Origin of the sequence: Citricoccus sp. GCM10030269 (assembly GCF_042665635.1) — a bacterium.
In the GTDB taxonomy this organism is placed as follows: Bacteria; Actinomycetota; Actinomycetes; order Actinomycetales; family Micrococcaceae; genus Citricoccus.
In genome coordinates this window covers 222,223-242,787 of sequence record NZ_JBHTCV010000002.1, presented here as the reverse complement: position 1 = coordinate 242,787, position 20,565 = coordinate 222,223, and the positions used below count along the sequence as shown (strand labels likewise).

Below are 20,565 nucleotides of genomic sequence, written 5' to 3'. Positions count from 1 at the left end.
TGATCAGGCGGACCAGCGGATCGAAGCCCGACGGCGGCGCGGCACTCCGTTGCGCACCAGCAGTTCCGCGAAGCGCTGGGGATCGAGGGCATCGGCCCAGTCCCATCGCAAGAAGCGGTAACCGCGCTCGCGGAGTGCGTCTTCGCGGCGTTTCTCGAGTCGGACGACCTGCTCTGGATCCGCACGCCCGTCACCGGCCGAGTACTTCCCCCAGCCGTCGGACTCCCCGATGAGCCCCAGCTCTTCCCACCAGAAATCGACGCGATACTCCACGCCATCAGCACCGCTGAGGTGGGCCTGGAGTTCGGGCATCTGGAAACCGAGCTCGATCATGCGGGCGCGGCTGAGGGATTCACCGGGCGACTCACTGAGGTGGGTGGACCACCGGAGCACGCGATTCAGGATGGCACGGCCGGAAGGGGACGTGTCTCGATCCAGGACCCTCTTCAGGCGCGAGCGGTCGAACCGCAGACCGTTGCCGTTTCTCCCGGACAACAGGCTGTCGACGACGGCCAGTGCGGCGCAGAAGTCGAGCTCGGTCAGAGTCTCCGCAAGGTGATCTACCACGTCCAGAAGGCGAAGCGCCGTGTGGAGTTGAGGAACCCGCGGCTCGTTCACGGCATACGGCGGCTCCCGGAAGATATTGCGGGTTCGGTGGATGTACGGCAGTTCCCCAGAGTGCCGCGCGTGGATCTCGTGGTAGCCGGGCATGGTGGTCTGTATCCCCGCCCGTGACGCCGTCGAGGTGATGACGTCCACGGTGGCCGGCGTCTCCAGCACTGGAATCCCTTGGAGCACCAATGAGGTGGCACCGGCGAAGACGGGTTGGTGCAGTCGGCCTGCAACGGCTTTGACCGTGGTCATGAAGCGCTGCGCAGATGTTGCTGCAAGCCATTGATCCGTCGCGACGTAGAAGCCGTGGCGCACCCGCACCAGGTCTCCGGCAGCGAAAGCCCGGCTCAGCGATTTCCGGGACCGGCCGCCGTCGTTCCCGGGAGTCAGTACCGGCAGGGGATTGAACCACGTGTCCTCGTTCATGGCTCCAGCATCCCAACCTCGCCCGGCCCGGCAGCCCTGCTATCCACACCCTGTGGAAACCGCTGCTGAAGCGCTGGGACGGCCGGGCACAAAGTGACGAGACCACGTCACTTCGGTGGGGGCAGAGTCACTTTGCGCGAGAGATGACGGCGTCCACGATCGCCTTGGCTTCGGCTTGTATTTGGGCCAGGTGTTCGGCGGAGATGAACGACTCGGCGTAGATCTTGTAGACGTCCTCGGTGCCGGAGGGCCGGGCGGCGAACCAGGCATTCTCCGTGGTGACCTTGAGTCCTCCGATGGCCGCGCCATTGCCAGGCGCTTCCGTCATAGTGGCCGTGATCGTCTCGCCCGCCAGGGTGTCCTCGGTGACGTCCGACGGGGACATCTGCTTCAGCAGGGCCTTCTGCTCGGCAGTGGCCGGGGCATCGACGCGGGCGTAGACCGGGTTGCCGTACTGTTCCACCAGTTCGGCGTAGTACTCGGAGGGCGACTTCCCCGTGACCGCGCGAATCTCAGCGGCGAGCAGGCACAGCAAAATCCCGTCCTTGTCCGTGGACCACGGTGACCCGTCGAAGCACACGAAGGACGCCCCGGCGGACTCCTCGCCGCCGAACACTCCGGTGCCGTCCCGCAGTCCCGGCACAAACCACTTGAAACCGACCGGTACTTCCACCAGTTCCCGTCCCAGCCCCGCGGCCACGCGGTCGATCATCGAGGAGGACACCAGGGTCTTCCCGACGCCGGCTCCGGTCGGCCAGCCGCGACGGTGCCGGTAAAGATAGTCGATCGCCACGGACAGAAAATGATTCGGGTTCATCAGTCCGCCGTCCGGGGTGACGATGCCATGGCGGTCGGCGTCGGCATCGTTGCCCGTGGCGATGTCGAACGGCGCGGTCGAGCCTGAGGAGGACCCGGCCACGGACCCCGCATCCTCACCACTGGGCACCATGCGTTCGATCAAGGAGGCCATGGCGTTCGGCGAGGAGCAGTCCATGCGGATCTTGCCGTCCCAGTCCAGGGTCATGAAGCCCCACTGCGGGTCGACGTCCGGATTCACCACGGTCAGGTTGAGCCCGTGGCGGCGTCCGATCTCACTCCAGTACGCGACCGACGCTCCGCCCAGGGGATCGGCGCCGATGCGCACCCCGGCCGAACGGATGGCATCGAGGTCGATGACCGTGGCCAGGTCGGAGACGTAGCGATCCATGAAATCGAAGGTGCCCAAGGCCTCGTGCTGCTTCGACTCGTCCAAGGAGATGCGCTTGACCTCGCTCATGCCGCCGGCCAGGAGCTCATTGGCGCGATCAGCAATCCAGTTCGTGACGTCCGTGTCCGCGGGACCACCGTGGGGCGGGTTGTATTTGAACCCGCCGTCCGTGGGTGGGTTGTGCGACGGCGTGATGACGATGCCGTCCGCCTGGCTCGTGGGGTTCTCGGCGTTCACGCTCAGAATCGCATGGGAGACCGCCGGGGTCGGAGTGAACTCATCCCGGGAGTCGATCAAGGTGCGCACGCCGTTGCCGAGCAGCACCTCCAGTGCGGTGTCCTGTGCGGGCGCGGACAGCGCGTGGGTGTCGCGGCCCATCAACAGCGGTCCGGTGATGCCCTGAGCCGCGCGGTACTCCACGATCGCCTGTGTGATGGCGGCGATGTGGTCCTCGTTGAACGAGGTCTTCAGGGAGGACCCCCGGTGGCCGGAGGTGCCGAAGGACACGCGTTGCGCCGGATCAGAGGGGTCCGGGTGCCGATCGGTATAGGCGGCCAACAGGGCGGCCACATCGACGAGGTCTTCTGGCAGGGCACGGGTTCCGGCACGCTCGGCGGCATGCGCCGGGCCGCTCACAGCAGCATTCACATCAGCATTCTCCGGTGTCTCAGCGGTCATGGCACCACTGTTTCATGACTCGGTCACCACCCGGATCAGTTCATCCACCTCAGGATCCCGACGCCGGCCGGCTTCGTCACAGCGCAGAGAACCTTCCCCACACGTCACCTGCCACTGAAACCCGTCGCGCACCGGCGACGGCGGAGCTGACTCGGGTTCGACGGCCGCACCGCCCACATCGGATACCGACCCCTGCGCCGAGGCCGCGATCCGGTGAGCGGCCCGCGCGGCGGGGGAGCCGTCGTTGGGCGCGGGAGCAGTCCATCGGCGCACCATTCCGGCCAATCCGCCCGAGCGCTCGACGACCACCTGAAGGCCAGATCCGTCCTCTGGCCGCGAATGGGCGTCCGGGCGCAGCGCAGACCCCTGGGGGCTCCGCGGGGCGCTGTCCATGGCCCTAGCTTAGGCAGTTACCTCGGCGGCGGTCAGGACCCCGACCTGCCGCCAGGCCTCATCAATGGTGCCGGCGACCTCCTCCCCGAAGCGATCGCGTGCGGAAGCGACCGTTGCCTCGGCGAAGCCGGCGAAGTCGACGTCCGCGGGGATCGCCCCGCCGGTGACCACGTCGAACCAGACCTGGCCGGCTCGTTCCCAGGCATGACCGCCGAGCGCGGTGGCCGCCAGGTGGAAGGCCTTGTTGGGGATGCCCGAGTTCTGATGGACCCCGCCGTAGTCCGACTCCGTCTCCACGAAATCATCGAGATGAGCTGGTTGGGGATCCTTTCCCAGTCGCGGGTCGTCATAGGCGGTCCCCGGCGCGGCCAAGGACCGCAGCGCGGTGGCCTGAACGTCCGGCCCGAAGACCTCGGCGCCGATCAGCCACGTGGCGTCCTCCGCCGTGTGTCCGTGGGCGTACTGGTCCACCAGCACGCCGAGCACGTCCGCGAAGGACTCGTTCAGCGCCCCGGACTGGCCCTCATAGACCAGATCTGTGGAGTACTGCATCAGGCCGTGAGCCAGTTCGTGGGCGATCACCGAGAGCGACGGCGTGAATCCGGTGAAGATCTCCCCGTCTCCGTCGCCGAAGACCATCTGGGTGCCGTCCCAGAAGGCGTTGTCATAGCGGCGTCCGTAGTGCACCGTGGCCAGCAGCTCGAGTCCGGTCCCGTCGAGGGAGGACTGGCGGTAGATCTCCTCGAGGAACGCGTACACCGAGCCGACGCCGTCGTAGGCCTCATTGACGGCGGGGTCCTCCACCGGGTCCTCGCCCTCGGAGCGCACCGTCGTGCCGGGCAATTCCTCCGTGCCCTGGGCATCGGAGACGGTCCGGTTCAGCGTGCCGGTCGGTGCGGTGATCGCCCGGTCCGGCAGCAGGCCGCGGTGGCGCAGTTCGCGGACCTTTTCGTCCAATTCCAAGGTGCGCCCGACGTCGGCCGGCAGCTCCGCGTCCCAGTGCGGAACCGGAGGCGGTGAGGTCCGGCCCGGCACCTGCGGCGGACGGATGCTGGGACCCGGGGCGGACGGAGGTGACGTGTCCGCCGGGACGTCTGTGGGCTCATCAGTCGGCGCATCCGGAAGATACTGCGCCATCTGTTCCAGCAGGTACGGCGGCACGGCGCACTGACGGCGGTGCGCGGGCACGGTGGTCGTGGCCTGTGGGTGGTGTTCACAGGGTGATGTCATCGAATCCCTCCAGTTCCCGCCAGCGCCGGACGGCCCGGACTGAGCGGACGTCTTCATCTTGCCCGTCGGCGGGGACACGATAACGATCCGCCTGGATCAGCTGCTCCATGGCCAAGCCGGACAGCTCCGCGATGTCGGCGACGGGCACCTGATAGGTCTTGAACGGCCCGGGGCCCTCGACCTCCTCCCCGGGACGCAGGCCACGCCGGATGATCCGGTCCAGTCCCTCACCCTGGTCCAGCAGGTAGCCGGTGGTGGCCAGCGTGCCCAGCTCCGGCTGGAGGTTCCAGGCGGCGATCTTGAAGAAACGTCGAGGGATGAGGAATTCGCCGCGGTACTCGGGGTCGTCGTCGGCGAACAGGCAGCCGGTGAACACGCTCAGCTTCTGCTCGGCGGCTCGGGCGTGCTCCAGGACGTGATCCTCCACCCCCAGCCAGAGCTCGTGAGACTGGTTGAAGTAGCCGGCCTGGGGCGCGGCCACGGTGTAGTGGAAGGTGTCTGAGTTCGCCTGACGGGCGATGGAGTCCTCTCCCCACACCGGATCACGACGGCGGACCAAGTGCCCGCGGTCGAGGTCGTTGTGGCCGTAGAGGTCCTCCCCGGACTGGTGCTCTCGGGGCAGACGGTCGTCGAAACGCCAATGGTCGCTGCGGCCGACGTCGCGCAATCGGGCCCCATCGATGTTCACCGCGGTGTTGGCGGCCAGCCGGCGCTCAGTGTCCTGGTGGACGGAGAAGTGGACGTAGTCGAGCACCACCAGCCGGTCGTGACTCGGGGCGGGGACCTGCTCGGAGGTGCCGAGGAACGCGGGATCGTATCCCTGGACTGTGGAGTCGTCGGTTCGGTCGGGGGAGGTTCCGGTCGATGCGGTCATGGGATGACGCAAGCATCCGGAGGTGACTGGAGGATGAACGGCCCACAGTCCTGTGAGCGTGTCCGGGCGTGTCCGTAGACTGAGACCAGCGCCCACCGAGAACCTCGAGGACACCATGACCGATCGGGACCCACGCACCCCCGCTGGCGACTACTCGTCCGACTCATCGGACCGGTACCGTCCCTTTGACGACCCCACACATCCGTCCTGGTACTCCGACGCTTCGGCGCCGCCAGCAACACCGGGCCCGACGACGGCCGGCCAGTCGGCAGCCGAACGCAATCCTTACGCAGACCAGCCACTGGCGGGGCCGTACACGAACGGTCAGCCGCAGTACCCGATTCACGGCCAGTACCCGGTGATCGCCAACCAGCCGGGTGGGCAGCACCCATCCGGGTACGGAACCGGCGCCGGTCAGGATGGTCGGCAGGCGGGTCACCCCTATCCCGGGGCCGGCTCGTATCCGTATTCGCCCGGCGGTCGGGACCGGCCCTCGACCGGGCTCGGGGTGACGTCCATGGTGTTGGGCATTGTCGGCGTGGCGACCGGCGGCTTCTTGTTCATCCCCCAGATCCTGGCCATCATCTTCGGCCACCTGAGTCTCTCGAAGGAACCGGCCGGCCGCGGTTTTGCCATCGCCGGACTGGTGATGGGCTATCTGGGCCTGATCGTGGTGCTGTTCGTCCTCTTCGGTCTCTTCGCCTTCATCATCGGCTATTAGGTCGGCTACTAGTCAGCCAGCAGCTGTTCCAGCCGGGCGGCCAGGGCGAGCAACGCTCCCTCGGTACCGGGTCGGCCGATTGCCTGGACGGACCAGTTCATGCCGTCGGTGTCACGCAGCACCGGTACAGAGACGGCGGGCAGGCCCATGACGTTGACCATGGAGGTGTAGGGCGTGAACCGGCACTGCAGCTCGTAGTCCTCCGCCGGCGGCAACGCGGTGAACGTGCCGATGGCCGGCGGAGCGAAGGCCAGGACCGGGGTCAGCACCACGTCGTACTCGGAGAGTTGCCGCCGGGCGTCCGCCGCCCACGCGGTGAGACGTTCCACCGCATCGGCCAGGAACTCGGGAGAGTAGCCGCGGGCCAGCTCGAGAAAATGCCTGGCCAGCGGTCCCACCAGCTGCTCGGCACCCTCAGGCAAGGGCACTTGAGTCAGGGCAGCGGTCCAGACGGTCCGGAAATCCTCGTGGTATCCCGGGGCGTAGACGACCTCTGATTCGGCCACCTCGTGGCCGTCCCGGCCGAGTGCGGCCGCCGCCGCGGTCAGAGCCTCGACGGCGGGCCGGGCCAGGGAGATCTCGAGGTCGGGAGAGAACGGGGAGGCTGTGGAGACCCCGATGCGATGCTGCCCCGGATTCGCGGCCAGCGTCCGGGGCAGGCTCCGCCCCTCACCACTGGGCCCGCCCAGCATGGCGTCGTAGAGCAGAGCCGCATCGGCGGCATTCCGGGCGATCGGTCCGGAGACGGAGAGGTTCCGGACCGAGTCCTCCTGCCGGTCGGTCGGGATGGTCCCCCGTCCCGGTTTCAGCCCGACCAGACCGCAGGCCGCCGCCGGGATGCGGACGGATCCGCCGCCGTCGTTCCCGGGAGCGAAGGGGAGCATGCCGGCGGCCACGGCCGCGGCGGCGCCACCGCTCGAGCCGCCCGCGGTGCGCTGAGGATCCAGGGGATTGCGGGCCGGGGCGGAGATAAGGTTCTCGGAGTGGCAGGGCAGCCCGAACTCGGGGACGGTGGTTTTGCCCGTGGAGATCGCTCCGGCGGCGTGAACGGCGACCACCAGGGGGTCGTCCTCCTCGGCCGCCGGTGCCTCGGCCGTGACGCGTGATCCGAAGGTGGTGCGCATGCCGGCCACGTCGATCAAGTCCTTGAAGGCCAGCGGCATCCCGTGGAGTGACCCCGTGGAGCCGGATTCGGCGAATCGACGGTCCAACTCTGCCGCCCGTTGTCGTGCCGTGTCAGGGGCCAGGGAGATGAAGGCGCCCAGTTCAGGATTGCGCTGTTCCGTCACGGCCAGGAAGTGCTCGGTGGCCTGGGCCGCCGTCACCTGACCGTCGGCGAGGGCGGTGCGCAACTGCACGGCCGTCAGCCGGCCGAGATCGTCGAGTGCATCCGGGACATCCGTGGCATCCTGAGGATTCATGCCCTCCACTGTAACGAGGCTTCAGTCACGGGATCTGGACGGGTCGGGCACCTGCATCACCAACGCCACCGTGCGCAGGCTCAACACGAATCCGGCGAAGAGCACGATGTATCCCATGGCCGTGTACCAGCTCATGTAGCTGGTCATCTGCGGTCCGTCGTGGCCCAGGACCAGCAGGATGATGCCGCCGAGGATGCAGAAGCCGGCCAGGATGGACACCACCACCTGCTGGAACAGCCAGGTGACGTAGCGCCGGTCGTTCTCGTGGGCCAGCACCCGCACATTGAAGGACAGCCGCCCGCCCTGCAGGTCGTCGGCGATCCGGTTCGCGCGGCGCGGGAACTGGGAGATGATCGGCATGGCCTCGAGCAGGGCCGTGGTGGCCGACTCCTTCAGCGAGCCCGGGCGGAAACGGTCCTTGAGCAGTTCGGAGCCCATCTCCCGGGCGGCGGACACCAGCTCCAGATCCGGATCGATCAGTCCCAGGGTGCCCTCCATGCCGCCGAGCGAACGCAGGGCGGCGGCCACGGCCTTGGGAACCTCGAAGCCATGGTTGAGGATCAGCCCCATCAGGGCGCCGAAGAGCCGCGACGCCGAGCCGGCGCGCAAGCCGCCGCGGTACCGGACCAACAGCTCGCCGACCTCGCGCTCCAGTCGCCGATCGTCCAGGTTCTCGGGGCGTCCCAGCAGCTCGATGAGTGAGTCACTGAGCAGACGGGTGTCATTGCGGTCGATGGCGGCGAACACCATGACCAGATGTTGCTGCGAACGCGGATCCAGGCGTCCGACGGCCCCGAAGTCCAGCAGCCCCAGCCGCGTGTACTGGTTCTCGCCGAGCAACATCACGTTGCCGGGGTGCAGGTCGGCGTGGAAGATGCCGTCGTCCATGATCTGGCGCATCACGGAGTTGGTCAGCTCGTGGGCCAGGCGCCGGCGGATCGAGGGGGAGAGCGCCTCGAGCTCCTGCTTGGCCTTCCCGACCGAAGTGCCCGGCAGATAATCCATGACGAGCAGCCGTGTGGAGGAGTACTCCGGGTACACCGAGGGGACGGTGAGGTTCTGACCGGACACGGCGGCGCCCATGTCCCGCATGTTCGCCGCCTCCACCGCATAGTCGAGTTCCTCCGCCAGGGAGCGGGTGAAGCCGCGTCCTAGGTCCAGGATCTGCAGAGACCGGCCCCAGGTGGTGTTGTTCTGCAGCCAGCGGCAGATACGGACCACGATGTCCGAATCACGCATGACCTCGTCCACGGCGCCGGGCCGCTGCACCTTCAGCGCCACTTCGGTGCCGTCCTTGAGCCGGGCCCGGTGAACTTGGGCCACCGAGGCCGCCGCGAGGGGCGTCTCGTCCACGGAGGCGAAGACCTCGAGAGGATCCCGCCCAAGTGATGCGGCCAGTGCGGGGCGAATCGACTCCCAGGGCTCGGCGGCCACATCGGACTGCAGCCGGGAGAGTTCGCGGACGAAGGGCTGCGGCAGCAGGTCCGAGCGAGCGGAGAGGTTCTGGCCGAGCTTGACGAAGGTGATGCCCGAGTCTTCCAGAGCGCGGCGCAGGGCCTTGGCGGTCGCACTCCAGGCACCGGCGTCATCATCCCGACGTCGGCTCACTCCCCGCAGATTGGCGCCGAGGCCGTGCCGGACGAAGGTGGCCACCACTTGGCGGTACCGGCGGTTGCGGGCCCAGGTCTTGCGCAGCCCGGCCAGCCACAGGACCGGATTCGGCAGCACACCGGTGGGCAACACCATCTCCAGCACCATCAACACGGCGGTGCCGAGCCCGAAGATCCACAGCAGCGCGATCACCACGAGGACCAGGGCCGCCGGAATGGAAGCGTCGGTCACTGCTCCGGAGGAACCCGTGACCTGGTGCAGCACCGTGTCCAGGACGATCTGGGTGCTCAGCACCATCACCAGGGCCACCAGCAGGGAGCGGAACCAACCGACCGGGACGCCGAGCACACGGCGCACGGTGGTGGCGATCAACCAGGCGATCAGGACCAGCACGACGAGGCCGAGCAGCGCCCCGATGGTCGAGCCCACCCAGTAACCGACCGTTCCGAGGTCCCCGAGGAAGGTCTCCACCTAAGGCTCCTGATCGTCTGGCCGGCGTGCGGCGGTCACCATCATCTCGCGCAGGACTCATGGTCCCCTTAGGTCACCACCCTATATATGGTGGTGACCATGAGCATGTTCGAAACTGTGAGCGTGGACGATGTCCCCGAGAATGCCGCCATCCTCGACGTCCGTGAGGATGACGAATGGGCTGTGGGCCGTGCCTCCGGCGCCCTGCACATTCCGCTGGGCCAACTGCCCGAACGCCTCGACGAACTCGATCCGGACACCGACTACTTCGTGATCTGCCGGACCGGTGGCCGCTCCCTGCGCGCTGCTGACTACATGGTCTCCCACGGGTACTCGGCCATCAACATCGCCGGCGGCTCCGGGGCCTGGCTGGAATCGGGCAAGCCGATGGAGGCGGACGGCGGAGCCGAACCGACCGTCAAGTGACGAACGCGCAGCCGCGCTACGTCTATCTGGGCCCCGAGGGCACCTTCACCGAGGCCGCCCTGCGCCGGGTCCCCGGCACCGAGGGTGCTGACTGCGAACCCGTAGGCTCCGTCATCACGGCCCTGGCCCAGGTACGCAGTGGTGATGCCGACTTCGCGGTCGTACCGATTGAGAACTCGGTCGAGGGCGGGGTGACCGCCACCCTGGATGACATCGCCAGCGATGACAACCTGCAGATCATGCGGGAGATCCTGGTGCCGATCAGCTTCGTCCTGGTGGCCCCCTCGCCCCGGGAGCTGGACCAGATCCGGACGCTGGCCACGCACACCCACGCCTGGGCCCAAGTGCGCAACTGGGCGGCAGCACACCTTCCCCAGGCCGAGTTCATCCCCGCCAACTCCACCGCCGGGGCCGCCCGAGGTCTGCTGGAGCCGGCCACCCAGTACGACGCGGCCGTCTGCGCTCCGCTGGTGGCCAGCCAGACCGGGCTGACCGTGCTCGCCTCGGCCATCGAGGACACCCCCGGTGCCGTGACCCGCTTCGTGCTCGTCTCACGCCCGGGCCCCGTCCCGGCGCCGACGGGCTCGGACAAGACCACCGTCGTCGTGCCTCTGCCCGATGATCACCCCGGTGCCCTGATGGACATCCTGGACCAGTTCTCGACGCGCGGGATCAACCTGTCCCGGATTGAGTCCCGTCCCACGGGCACGGGGCTGGGCAGCTACTTCTTCTCGATCGATTTCGAGGGCCACGTGGCCGAGGAGCGGGTCAAGGCCGCGCTCGCCGCCCTGTACCGGATGATCCCCGGGATCCGCTTTCTGGGGTCGTATCCTCGGGCGGACCAGTTGAAGTACACCGTGCCGGCGCACACCCGCGACGCCGCCTACCGGGCCGGTCAGGAATGGGTCAACGCGATCATCAATCGCTGAGGTTCAGCCGGAGACTCGGCCGGGGAGTCAGGTGGACGCCTCCGGTGTGGACTCCGGGAGCATGGCCGGAACGGCGGCGGAGTCGGGCACATCCTGGGCCGGCGTCTGAATCCGCAGTGAATCGGGAACGATCCGGGCGTCCATGGCCACGATCTCCATCACGGTGTCCCCGTCCAGCTGGGCCACCATCGGCTCGTGCAGCACCACCCGGCATCGCGTGGCCTGATGGGTCTCCATGGCCGGGATGGTGTTCCGGGACTTCGTCAGCGTCTTGACCGCGATCCGCGCCCAGTCTCCCAAGTGGCGGGGGGAGAGCAGCACCACGTCGAGCAGGCCGTCGTCGAACCGGGCGTCCGGGACGAAATCCATCCCCGCGGTCAGTTCGCCGCAATTGGCGACCATCACTGAGCGGACCGTGCGCTTCTGGGGAGCGCCGCCGTCGAGAGACACGGAGATCTCCTTGCGGTGGCCCTGCAGGTGGCGCACGCCGGCCTCGCCGTAAGCCAGCCAGCCGGCCCGGGCCTTCAGGTCGTCACGGGTGTCACCCATGACCTCCGCGTCGATCCCGGCGCCAGCGATGACGAGGAAGGTGTTCCGTTTGATCTGACCGTCGGTGCCCTCGAGCCTGATGCGCACGGAGTCGATGTCCCGGGTGGCGCCGTGGACGGCGGTGTTGATGCACGCCTCGTGGCTGTCCAGGGGCATCTTGAGGTTGCGGGCCAGCAAATTGCCGGTGCCCATCGGCACCAGGGCCAGTGCCACGTTCGTGCCGGTGAGCTCCTCCGCCACGAATCGCACGGTGCCGTCACCTCCGGCGGCGATCACGACGTCGGCCCCGTCGGCGACCGCGTCCCGGGCCATCTGCTGTCCCGGGTCCTCGACGGTGGTCTCGTACACCTTCAGCTCCGGCAGTCCGGCCTCGCTGACCGCGGTGGTGGCCAGCTGGCGGACCTCATCGGCATCAGCCTTGGAGGGGTTCAGGACCATCGCGATGCGCGTGGGATGATCCAGGGCGCGGGAGACCAGTGGCGCCTCGGCGATCTCACTGACCTGCCCGTCGAGCGCCTCGACCTGGCCGGTGAGCGCCTCCATCCGCTCCGGGAGGCTCTTCACATTCCCGTGCAGGGAGCTGACCTGACCGTGCAGGTCCTCCATCCGGCCCCGCAGGCGGCGGTGGCCGGTCCATAGTCCGATGACGAACGCCAGGGCAGCAACGACGAGGACCAGCGCGATGATGGCCAGGAGAAGTTCGGCGGGCATGGCGGCAGTCTACTGGGCCTGTCGGTGTGCGCCGGGGTGAGTGTTGCGCCGGGCCAAGCCGGGTCTAGCTGCAAGGGCGGTTAGGCTGGTGCCCGTGATCGATGTCAAGCACCTCACCGAGAATCCGGAACTGTACAAGGCCTCGCAGCGTGCCCGGGGAGCCGACGAATCCCTCGTGGACCACGTGGTGTCTGCCGATGCGGAACGCCGATCCTCGATTGCCGCCTTCGAGTCGCTCCGGGCGGAGCAGAAGGCCTTCGGCAAGAAGGTCGCCGCGGCCCAGGGTGAGGAGAAGCAGCGGTTGTTGGCCGAGGTCAAGGAGCTGGCGGCCAACGTCAAGACTGCCGAGGCCACTGCCGACGAGGCGCAGAGTCGCCTGGACGGACTGCAGCGGGCCTTCCCGAACCTCATCGAAGACGGTGTGCCGGCCGGCGGCGAGGACGATTTCAGTACTCTTAAGACCGTCGGAGAGGTGCGCGATTTCGCCGCCGACGGCTTCGAGCCCCGCGACCACGTGGAGATCGGCGAACTGATCGGCGCCATCGACATCGAACGCGGCGCCAAGGTCTCCGGCTCACGGTTCTACTTCCTCAAGGGAGTGGGCGCCCGCCTGGAACTGGCGCTGATGCAGATGGGGCTCGACCTGGCGTTGGAGAACGGTTTCACCCCGATGATCACGCCCACCCTGGTGCGTCCGGAGACCATGCAGGGCACCGGGTTCGACGTGGAGCACGACGACGAGATCTACAAGCTCGAACGGGATGACCTGTACCTGGTCGGCACCTCTGAGGTGGCCCTGGCCGGGTATCACGCCGACGAGATCCTGGACCTGAACGGCGAGCCCCTCCGCTACGCCGGCTGGTCCACCTGCTACCGCCGGGAAGCCGGTGCGGCCGGCAAGGACGCCCGCGGCATCATCCGGGTGCACCAGTTCAACAAACTCGAGATGTTCATCTACACCACCCAGGACCAGGCCGCCGAGGAGCACCGACGGCTGCTCGACTGGGAAGAGCAGATGCTGGCCAAGGTCGAGCTGCCGTACCGGGTGATCGACACCGCGGCTGGAGACCTGGGCATGAGCGCCGCCCGGAAGTTCGACTGTGAGGCGTGGGTCCCGACCCAAGAGACCTACCGCGAACTGACGTCGACCTCGAACTGCACCACGTTCCAGGCTCGCCGGCTGAACATCCGCGAGCGGCTGACCAACGACGACGGCTCCAAGGGCGGTACTCAGATGGTCGCCACCCTGAACGGCACCTTGGCCACCACCCGCTGGCTGGTGGCCATCCTGGAGAACCACCAGAATCCGGACGGATCGGTCACCGTGCCGAGCGGTCTTCGACCCTACCTGGGCGGCCTTGAGGTGCTGCCCGTGCTTGACTAGAGCCATGGAGGATTCACGGCCGGCCGGCACTGAACATGGGCAAGACCAGCACAACCCTGAAACGGGCTCTGTTCGGACGGCTCAGCCCCGCTCGGACATGACCGGGTCCGGATCCGGGCCGGACGATACCGGCGTCCGCAAGATGGTGTGCCTCGATGTGGACGGCACCCTGGTGGATCACTACGGGCACATGGACGACGAGGTCCGGGAGGCCGCGCGCGCCGTCGTCGCCGCGGGCCACCACGTGCTCATCGCCACGGGACGGTCTCTGGCGGCCACTCTGCCCATCATCGAGAAGATCGGTCTCGAGGAGGGGTACAGCATCTGCAGCAACGGCGGCGTGACGCTCCGTCTCTCCACGTCCCTGCCGGACGGCTACGAGGTCATCGATCGCAAGACCTTCGATCCGGCACCGGCCTTGCGGGCGCTGCGGCACCGCCTGCCCAACGCCAAGTACGCGGTGGAGGACAACGAGGGTCGATTCCTGTCCACCGAGCGCTTCCAGGACATGAGTTTCGGCGTCCGAGCCGAGGGCGTCACCTTCGAGGAGATCATGGAGGCCACGGCGGTGCGTCTCGTGGTGTTCTCCACGGACTCCTCCGCCGAGGAGTTCGGCGAGGCCGTCGAATCCATCGGCCTGCAGGGCGTCACGTACTCCGTGGGCTGGACGGCCTGGCTGGACATCGCCGCCGCCGGCGTCACCAAGGCCTCCGGACTGGAGGCCCTGCGCGATCACCTCGGCGTGCACATCGATCACACGGTGGCCGTCGGGGACGGTCGCAATGACATCGAGATGCTGGCCTGGGCCGGTCGCGGGGTCGCCATGGGTCAGGCCCCGCCGGAGGTCGTGAAGGTCGCCGACGAGGTCACGGGCAACGTCCACGAGAACGGTGTCGCCACCGTGCTGCGCTCACTCCTGGACTAGTTCCCCCGCAGGCTCGACGTCCGCAGCGTCCACCAGGGTCAGCAACCGCTCGGCGGCCGGACGGCAGGCATGTTCCTCGTTCCAGAACGAACGCTGCACGGCCTTGGAGACCGCCTGCACCGTCATACCCAACTCCGCGGCCACCAGTTTCTGCTGCCCGCGCACGCCCGGCACCATCAGATCCAACACCGCCCACTCGGCGTTCGTGCGGGTCAGCACCAACTGCCCGATCAGTCTCAGCACAGCTTCGGCCTGTATCGCGGCCTCCGCGTCCGGGCCGTCCACGGCGACGGGGACGCGCACGCCGCTCTTGGCGGCCTCCTCCACCGCCCGGCGGGCGTAGACCAGACCCGGCCCGCCGACGTCGTGAATGGACTGGGTGTCCGGCAAGGGAGCGGCATTCCCTGCGATAGCCGAGCCCACGGAACCGACGCCGACCCCCACGTTCCAGCGCCGCTCGCGTAGGGCGCGCAGCACGGCGTCGACGGCGGAGCGAGCATCCGGCACGATGCCGATGGCCTCATCGCCAACGGATCGCTGGAACGGCACCACGGTTCCCACGGGCCGAAGGGAGCGCAGCAGATCATCGACCAGGTCCCCGACCTCCCGCGAATCACGCTGGTTGATCGTCAGGACGTACATGGACTTGATTCTGCCAGCATCGCCCACGAGAACCCCGCACCCCCGTTAAAGCACTGTGCGGGCAGAACGAACCGGTTCGTTCTGCCCGCACAGTGAGGGAAAAGCGGAAGAAAAGTGGGGGAGGGGGAAGGAGGGCAGGGTCAGGCGTCGCGGCCTTGCGGGGAGCTGGAGCTGACGGTCGGCTCTTCCTGCTCGGTGTCCACGTCGCGGCCCTGCGGCTCGTCGGACGGGGTCTCCTCGCCCTGAGCGTTGAACCGGCGGATGGAGGCCTCCAGCTCCGCCTCGGCGTCGGCACGACCCTGCCAGCCCTCGGCCTTGACCCACTTGCCGGGCTCCAGGTCCTTGTACCGCGTGAAGAAGTGCTCGATCTCCTTCTTCAGCCACTCGTCGATGTCCTCGAGCTCCTGAATGTGGTCGAAGCGCTTGTCATCCGGCACGCACAGCAGCTTGGCGTCGCCGCCGCCGTCGTCGGTCATGTTGAACACGCCGATCGGACGAGCCTCGACGATCACGCCGGGGATCAGGTCGAAATCGGGCAGGTACACCATGGCATCCAACGGGTCCCCGTCCTCGCCCAGGGTGTCCTCGAAGTACCCGTAGTGGGTCGGATACTGCATTGAGGTGAAGAGCACACGGTCCAGGCGCAGCCGGCCGGACTCGTGATCGAACTCGTACTTGACGCGGGATCCGGCGGGAATCTCCACGGTGACGTCATGGCTCATGGCAAAGGGCTCCTCGGCACTGAAGGCGACTGGTCGACTCGCCGCATCACCTCGTGGCACGAGGCGCGGCGTCTAGAATCAAGGGTATATCCCGCCCCACCAGGAAGCCTCACCGTGTCCCACAGCCCCGCCCGACGTCGGCCGAGTCGCCTGACGCTCGCCGTGGCAGCTGTGCTGTTGGGCGGCTCCCTGTCCGGTTCGCTGGCCGGCTGCACCGCCGCGCCGAGTAGCTCGTCCCCATCGACGGCTTCGCCCACGGCCCCCTCCCCGTCCGTCACCTCGCCGCCCGTCACCTCACCGGCGGCCACGTCGCGTGCCTCCTCCACGTCGCCAATCGAGTCCGGATCGCCAACGTCACCCGGTTCGGCCGAACCGAGCCAGCTCAGCGACCTCGCCAAGCTGCCAGACCTTTCGCCACTGCTGGTGCCGGAACCGGACCCGGAGGTGCTCGGGCCGCTGTTGGACGATGCCCTCTCCGTACAGAGCGGCACCATGTCCGCGGCGGTCCGGGATGGACTGACGGGAGAACTGCTCTACGACCACGGCGCGGACCAGCCGGTGGTGCCCGCCTCTGCGGTCAAGGTACTCACCGCCGTCGCGGCGCTGGAGGTGCTGGGACCTGATCACCGCTACACCACCTCGGCCGTGTCGATGCCGGCGGGCGAGGACCGGACCGCCGTCGTTCTCGATGCGGGGGGAGATGTGCTGCTCGGTACGGGAGAGAACGCGGAAGACGCCAACGGCCGGGCGGGGCTGGACACGCTGGCGTACTCGACCGTGAAGGCCCTGCAGAAGAACGGCACCACGGGAGACGTCGTCGTCCGGCTGGACGATTCGGGTTATGCCGGCCCGGGAGCCTCGCCCGCCTGGAGTTCGGACATCGTCTCCTCGGGCAATGCCTCCACAGTCCAGCCGCTGGCCACGTACGGCGGTCGGGCGTATCCCAGCCGGGATACCAACCGGCTCCACGACCCGGCCGAATATGCGGCTGAGGTCTTCCGTGAGCGACTGAAGGCCCATGCCGAGAACCTCGGCGTGGAGATCACCGTGGGCGGGGACGTCGCCCGGACCACGCTGAAAGGCCGGGGCACGACGGTGGCTGAAGTGAACTCAGCCACCGTGGCGGAACAGATGCGGTACATGCTGCGGACCTCGGACAACCAACTCGCTGAGGCCACGGGTCGCAATCTGGCCCTGGCCTCCGGCTCCCCCGGCAGCTTCGACGGCGCCACCGAGAGCATCGAGAAGACCCTCACCGGATTCGGGATGGACACCGACGGCCTCGATCTGCGGGACGCCTCCGGGTTGTCCGGGAAGAATCACGTCTCCGCGGCCCAGCTCACCTCCGCGTTGCAGATCGCGACGACGGATCCCCGGCTGGAGACGGCCGTCACCGGCCTGCCCGTCGCGGGGGAGCAGGGCACCCTGGAGAACCGGATGGTCGGCACGGACGCCGAGGGAGAGGTCCAGGCCAAGACCGGCACGCTCAGCTCGGTCGCCTCGTTGACGGGCACGGTGGACACCGTGGACGGCCGGACCCTGCTGTTCAGTTTCGTCGCCAATGACCAGCCCGGCGTCCTGACCGATGCCCGGTTCGCAGTGGACCGGGCCGCCGCGGTGCTGGCCGGTTGCGGGTGCCGGGCCGACTGAGCCGGGCCGACTGTACCGGGGAGACTGAGCCGGTGAGCGCGGGCTGGCGATAGGGTCGTGGAGATGCAGGCACGGACAGCGGAGGCAGCCTCATGGGCCAGGTGATCGCGGGACGCTTCGAGCTGGCGTCCCACATCGCCTCCGGTGGATCGGGCTCCATCTGGGCGGCCTGGGACCGACGCCGGAACGCTTGGTGCGCCGCGAAGGTGCTGCGCCACAAGGATTCCGGAGAATTGCTGCGCTTCGTCCGGGAACAGGGCATCCAGCTCGACCACCGCCACCTCGCCACCCCCTACGGTTGGGCCGCCGAGGACGAGGACGTGGCGATCTCCATGCCGTTGGTGGCCGGCGGCACCCTGGACACCGCCCTCAATGACCATGGAGCCTTCTCCTCCGCCCTGACGTCTGCCCTGTTGTTGCAACTGCTGGACGCGCTCGACCACGTGCATTCGGCCGGCTGGATCCATCGCGACGTCAAACCGGCCAACATCCTGCTCGAGCCCACGGGCGAGGGCGCGCCGCATCTGCGTCTTGGCGACTTCGGCATCGCCGTGCGGGAGGATGATCCGCGCTTCACCATGGCCGGCTGGGTCAACGGGACCCCGGGGTATCTCGCGCCCGAAGCGATGGACCTGTCCGCACCGGCGCCCGCGCAGGATCTGTACGCGGCCGGCGTCGTGGCTCTGCGCATGCTCGACCCGTCTCTCAAGGGCGAGCGCGGGATCGAGGCCGCCGTGCTGAACCCACGCCGGACGCTGAACGCGATCCCGGCGGTGGATCCCCGGCTGGCTGCCGTGGTGGCCGGCCTGCTGGACGAGGAGCCCGAGCGCCGGGAGACGGCGGCGCGCCATGCGCCCGGATCGCTGGACACAGTGGCGCGGCCCCAAACGGACGCCGGCGGATACCTCACCGCGGACGGGGAACCCTTCGTCGTGTTCCGGCAGATTCCCGACGACGAACTCCAGGTGAGTGCTGCCGCGTCCGGTGACGCGAGTGACGGCCCAGTTCCTGCAGTCGCGTCCGTTCGCACACCGCCGATGCCCTCACGCAGTCCCCATTCCGGTCAACGAGCCTCTTCGGGGCCTCGCGCGCCGACTAAGCCCGCAACGTCACTCGCCGGGCGCGCGCACGACCTCGGGCCGTGGATTCTGGTGGTCCTCGGAGTGGCTGCACTGGTGGCTGCAGCCTTCCTGCTCTGGCCTCGTGGCGATTCCTCGGCCGGAGGCAGTGGCACGACGACACCCAGCACCGGTTCTTCGCCGGAGGCGACAGCGTCGCCCACCTCGGATGACGCGTCGCCCTCGCCCGGTTCCTCGGGGACGGGATCCACCACGGCAAGTGCGGGAGGCCAAGCGTCGTCGCCGCAGGACTCACCTTCACAGAACTCGCGGTCACAGACATCGGGTTCGGGCGGTCCGACGAGTCCGGAGCCGTCTCCGAGCGTTTCCAGTTCTGTGACCTCGGGCCAGGACTGCACGTGGTTGGAAGAGGGGATGGTCGTTACCGGAGCTGATGGTGACGTCTTGACGTGCACCAACGATGGCTCCGGCCTTCACTGGGCTCCCAGCGACTGAGCGCCGACGTCAGACCGAGCGGTTGCGTCGGCGCAGCAGGAGCCAGACCACCGCGATCAGGACGGCACCGAGGCCGACGCCGCCCAGCAGCGCACCGAGTTCGGTGCCCGTGGGGAACCATCCACCCGCACCCGAGGCGCCGGATGCTTGAGCCTCGGCTCCCTCGTCTTCGACTCCGTCGGCCTGCTGATCGTGGGCCTGCGACACCCATTCCGTGGTGCCGGAGGCGTCACCCGTGACGGCCGCGGCCAGCTCATAACGGAACGGCTGACTTCCCTCTCGGTTGCTGCGCGGCTCGGAGGCGCTGACGGTGATGTAGTAGTCCCCGCCGATCCGCAGCTCCGAGAACTGGAAGCTTCCATATTCGTTCTGACTGACCGGGACGGCGATGTTCCCTGTGGCAACCGCTCCGACATCGGAGTACCTCAGTGAACTCGCGCCGCTGTTGAGCATGCGAGGCGCGTTGAACAGGGGGTTGTAGGCAGCCGAACTCACACCTTGGACGCTGGCGTCCTCGTTGTTGCCGGTCGACAGCCGATAGCTCAGGCGTTGGCCGTACTCCACGGGAACTCTGAAGTACTGCACCTGGTACGGGCGGATCTCGAGTGAGTACACCTGATCGGGTTCGATCTCGGTTGCCGTGGCGAAGGAACTCCCCGCCTCTAGGGGGGTGGCGTCTCCGGATGCGGTCACGGATTCCGGCGGTGCGTCGTCCTCGGAGGCCTCAGACAATTGGTCCTCGTCCACGGGTGGCTCGATCCAGAAACGAAGCTCGAGTGGCACCTGTTCGTCGGCCTGCCACTGACCCTCGCGGGTCACCTTGACGATGACGCGGCCGGACTCGTCCTCGAAGCAGCCGTACGAGCCAGCTTCCATGACATCACTCCGGCCGGCGGCGACCAAGGGCAAGGTCGTCGAACCGGGACTGGCCCTGGACGTGTCCATGGTGCCGCAGGAATCACCATGGGGGTTCACAAACTCTAGACCCAGCTGGGCCGAGCCGTCCGAATCGACGTCCTTCTGGCTATCGAGGGCCAGGACAGCGGCTGCGTGGACGCTCTCGCCTTCTTTGAGAGCGGGAAGCTGGTAGAACCGGGTGGTTCCAACGTCCGATCCGCCCTGATCGAGGACATCGCGGTAGACGCCTGGCTCCACGTCGGCAGCCGAGGAGAGGTCCGAGCCACCGGAGACTTCGGTGCCGACCACTTCATAGACGGGCACTGGGCCTCGGCCATTGTCCGGATCCGATGCCGGGCTGCCGCCAGCTTCAGAGGCAGAACCACTGGCCGGAGCAGCAGCGGAATCGGAACCCGTGGCCACTGCGGGCGCGTCGACCGAGACGGCAGCTGCCGGGAGCAGCGCCGTGGCGGGCCCGATGATCAGGGACGAAGCAAGGGCGGCGGTCATCA

18 protein-coding genes are annotated in these 20,565 nt (G+C 68.0%); 7 read left to right on the top strand and 11 right to left on the bottom strand.

What is annotated here, in order from left to right; translation table 11 throughout:
- Nucleotides 1-3: 3 nt before the first annotated feature.
- The 5 genes from ACFQQD_RS04200 to ACFQQD_RS04180 form a co-directional block, all read right to left on the bottom strand.
- A complete protein-coding gene (locus tag ACFQQD_RS04200; protein WP_378086544.1) occupies nucleotides 4-1,038 on the bottom strand; it encodes a hypothetical protein in 1,035 nt (344 codons plus the stop codon).
- 127 nt (nucleotides 1,039-1,165) lie between these two features.
- Entirely contained in the window at nucleotides 1,166-2,923 is a 1,758-nt protein-coding gene (gene pgm / locus ACFQQD_RS04195; RefSeq protein WP_378086541.1) for a phosphoglucomutase (alpha-D-glucose-1,6-bisphosphate-dependent), read from the bottom strand.
- A gap of 12 nt (nucleotides 2,924-2,935) precedes the next feature.
- Nucleotides 2,936-3,316 (bottom strand): hypothetical protein, encoded by a 381-nt coding sequence (locus tag ACFQQD_RS04190; protein ID WP_378086539.1) that lies wholly within the window; start codon nucleotides 3,314-3,316, stop codon nucleotides 2,936-2,938.
- Between the two features lie 9 nt (nucleotides 3,317-3,325).
- Nucleotides 3,326-4,546, bottom strand: coding sequence for a M4 family metallopeptidase (locus ACFQQD_RS04185; protein ID WP_378086537.1), 1,221 nt, complete (start codon nucleotides 4,544-4,546; stop codon nucleotides 3,326-3,328).
- Nucleotides 4,530-5,420, bottom strand: a complete 891-nt coding sequence (locus ACFQQD_RS04180; RefSeq protein WP_378086534.1) for a DNA/RNA non-specific endonuclease — start codon at nucleotides 5,418-5,420, stop codon at nucleotides 4,530-4,532. Before ACFQQD_RS04180 ends, ACFQQD_RS04185 begins: the two co-directional genes overlap by 17 nt.
- A 115-nt stretch (nucleotides 5,421-5,535) precedes the next feature.
- Here ACFQQD_RS04180 and ACFQQD_RS04175 point away from each other — a divergent pair, with 115 nt between their 5' ends.
- The gene (locus ACFQQD_RS04175) at nucleotides 5,536-6,141 is read left to right on the top strand and encodes a DUF4190 domain-containing protein (RefSeq protein ID WP_378086532.1); all 606 of its coding nucleotides are present in this window, start codon (nucleotides 5,536-5,538) and stop codon (nucleotides 6,139-6,141) included.
- An 8-nt stretch (nucleotides 6,142-6,149) separates the two neighbouring features.
- Here ACFQQD_RS04175 and ACFQQD_RS04170 read toward each other — a convergent pair whose 3' ends face one another.
- Together ACFQQD_RS04170 and ACFQQD_RS04165 are read right to left on the bottom strand one after the other, a co-directional pair.
- Complete coding sequence (locus ACFQQD_RS04170) at nucleotides 6,150-7,562, bottom strand: amidase (RefSeq protein ID WP_378086529.1); 1,413 nt, start codon at nucleotides 7,560-7,562, stop codon at nucleotides 6,150-6,152.
- 21 nt (nucleotides 7,563-7,583) lie between these two features.
- Nucleotides 7,584-9,644: an ABC1 kinase family protein gene (locus tag ACFQQD_RS04165; protein WP_378086527.1), complete on the bottom strand. Its 2,061-nt coding sequence runs from the start codon at nucleotides 9,642-9,644 to the stop codon at nucleotides 7,584-7,586.
- A gap of 99 nt (nucleotides 9,645-9,743) precedes the next feature.
- Here ACFQQD_RS04165 and ACFQQD_RS04160 point away from each other — a divergent pair, with 99 nt between their 5' ends.
- Both ACFQQD_RS04160 and pheA read left to right on the top strand, forming a co-directional pair.
- Nucleotides 9,744-10,070 (top strand): rhodanese-like domain-containing protein, encoded by a 327-nt coding sequence (locus ACFQQD_RS04160; protein ID WP_378086525.1) that lies wholly within the window; start codon nucleotides 9,744-9,746, stop codon nucleotides 10,068-10,070.
- Nucleotides 10,067-10,999, top strand: coding sequence for a prephenate dehydratase (pheA, locus tag ACFQQD_RS04155; RefSeq protein WP_378086523.1), 933 nt, complete (start codon nucleotides 10,067-10,069; stop codon nucleotides 10,997-10,999). The genes ACFQQD_RS04160 and pheA overlap by 4 nt, the downstream gene beginning before the upstream one ends.
- Before the next feature lie 27 nt (nucleotides 11,000-11,026).
- Here the strand turns inward: pheA and ACFQQD_RS04150 are convergent, their stop codons facing one another.
- On the bottom strand, nucleotides 11,027-12,259 hold the full coding sequence (locus tag ACFQQD_RS04150) for a diacylglycerol/lipid kinase family protein (RefSeq protein ID WP_378086521.1): 1,233 nt from the start codon (nucleotides 12,257-12,259) through the stop codon (nucleotides 11,027-11,029).
- Nucleotides 12,260-12,353: 94 nt separating this feature from the next.
- Between ACFQQD_RS04150 and serS the strand changes: the two genes are divergently transcribed.
- Together serS and ACFQQD_RS04140 are read left to right on the top strand one after the other, a co-directional pair.
- Nucleotides 12,354-13,643, top strand: coding sequence for a serine--tRNA ligase (gene serS, locus ACFQQD_RS04145; RefSeq protein WP_378086519.1), 1,290 nt, complete (start codon nucleotides 12,354-12,356; stop codon nucleotides 13,641-13,643).
- A 97-nt stretch (nucleotides 13,644-13,740) separates the two neighbouring features.
- Entirely contained in the window at nucleotides 13,741-14,568 is an 828-nt protein-coding gene (locus ACFQQD_RS04140; protein ID WP_378087507.1) for an HAD family hydrolase, read from the top strand.
- On the opposite strand, the gene ACFQQD_RS04135 is transcribed toward ACFQQD_RS04140, so the two are convergent.
- Nucleotides 14,554-15,210 carry a hypothetical protein gene (locus ACFQQD_RS04135; RefSeq protein WP_378086517.1) on the bottom strand — a complete coding sequence of 219 codons (657 nt, stop codon included), beginning with the start codon at nucleotides 15,208-15,210 and terminating at the stop codon, nucleotides 14,554-14,556. The two genes, ACFQQD_RS04140 and ACFQQD_RS04135, sit on opposite strands and share 15 nt — an antisense overlap.
- A gap of 140 nt (nucleotides 15,211-15,350) precedes the next feature.
- The gene (locus ACFQQD_RS04130) at nucleotides 15,351-15,932 is read right to left on the bottom strand and encodes an inorganic diphosphatase (RefSeq protein ID WP_378086515.1); all 582 of its coding nucleotides are present in this window, start codon (nucleotides 15,930-15,932) and stop codon (nucleotides 15,351-15,353) included.
- Between the two features lie 114 nt (nucleotides 15,933-16,046).
- Between ACFQQD_RS04130 and dacB the strand changes: the two genes are divergently transcribed.
- The gene (dacB, locus tag ACFQQD_RS04125) at nucleotides 16,047-17,582 is read left to right on the top strand and encodes a D-alanyl-D-alanine carboxypeptidase/D-alanyl-D-alanine-endopeptidase (RefSeq protein WP_378086513.1); all 1,536 of its coding nucleotides are present in this window, start codon (nucleotides 16,047-16,049) and stop codon (nucleotides 17,580-17,582) included.
- A gap of 92 nt (nucleotides 17,583-17,674) precedes the next feature.
- The gene (locus ACFQQD_RS04120) at nucleotides 17,675-19,156 is read left to right on the top strand and encodes a protein kinase (RefSeq protein ID WP_378086510.1); all 1,482 of its coding nucleotides are present in this window, start codon (nucleotides 17,675-17,677) and stop codon (nucleotides 19,154-19,156) included.
- Nucleotides 19,157-19,165: 9 nt separating this feature from the next.
- Here ACFQQD_RS04120 and ACFQQD_RS04115 read toward each other — a convergent pair whose 3' ends face one another.
- Nucleotides 19,166-20,563: a hypothetical protein gene (locus ACFQQD_RS04115; RefSeq protein ID WP_378086508.1), complete on the bottom strand. Its 1,398-nt coding sequence runs from the start codon at nucleotides 20,561-20,563 to the stop codon at nucleotides 19,166-19,168.
- Between the last annotated feature and the right edge of the window lie 2 nt (nucleotides 20,564-20,565).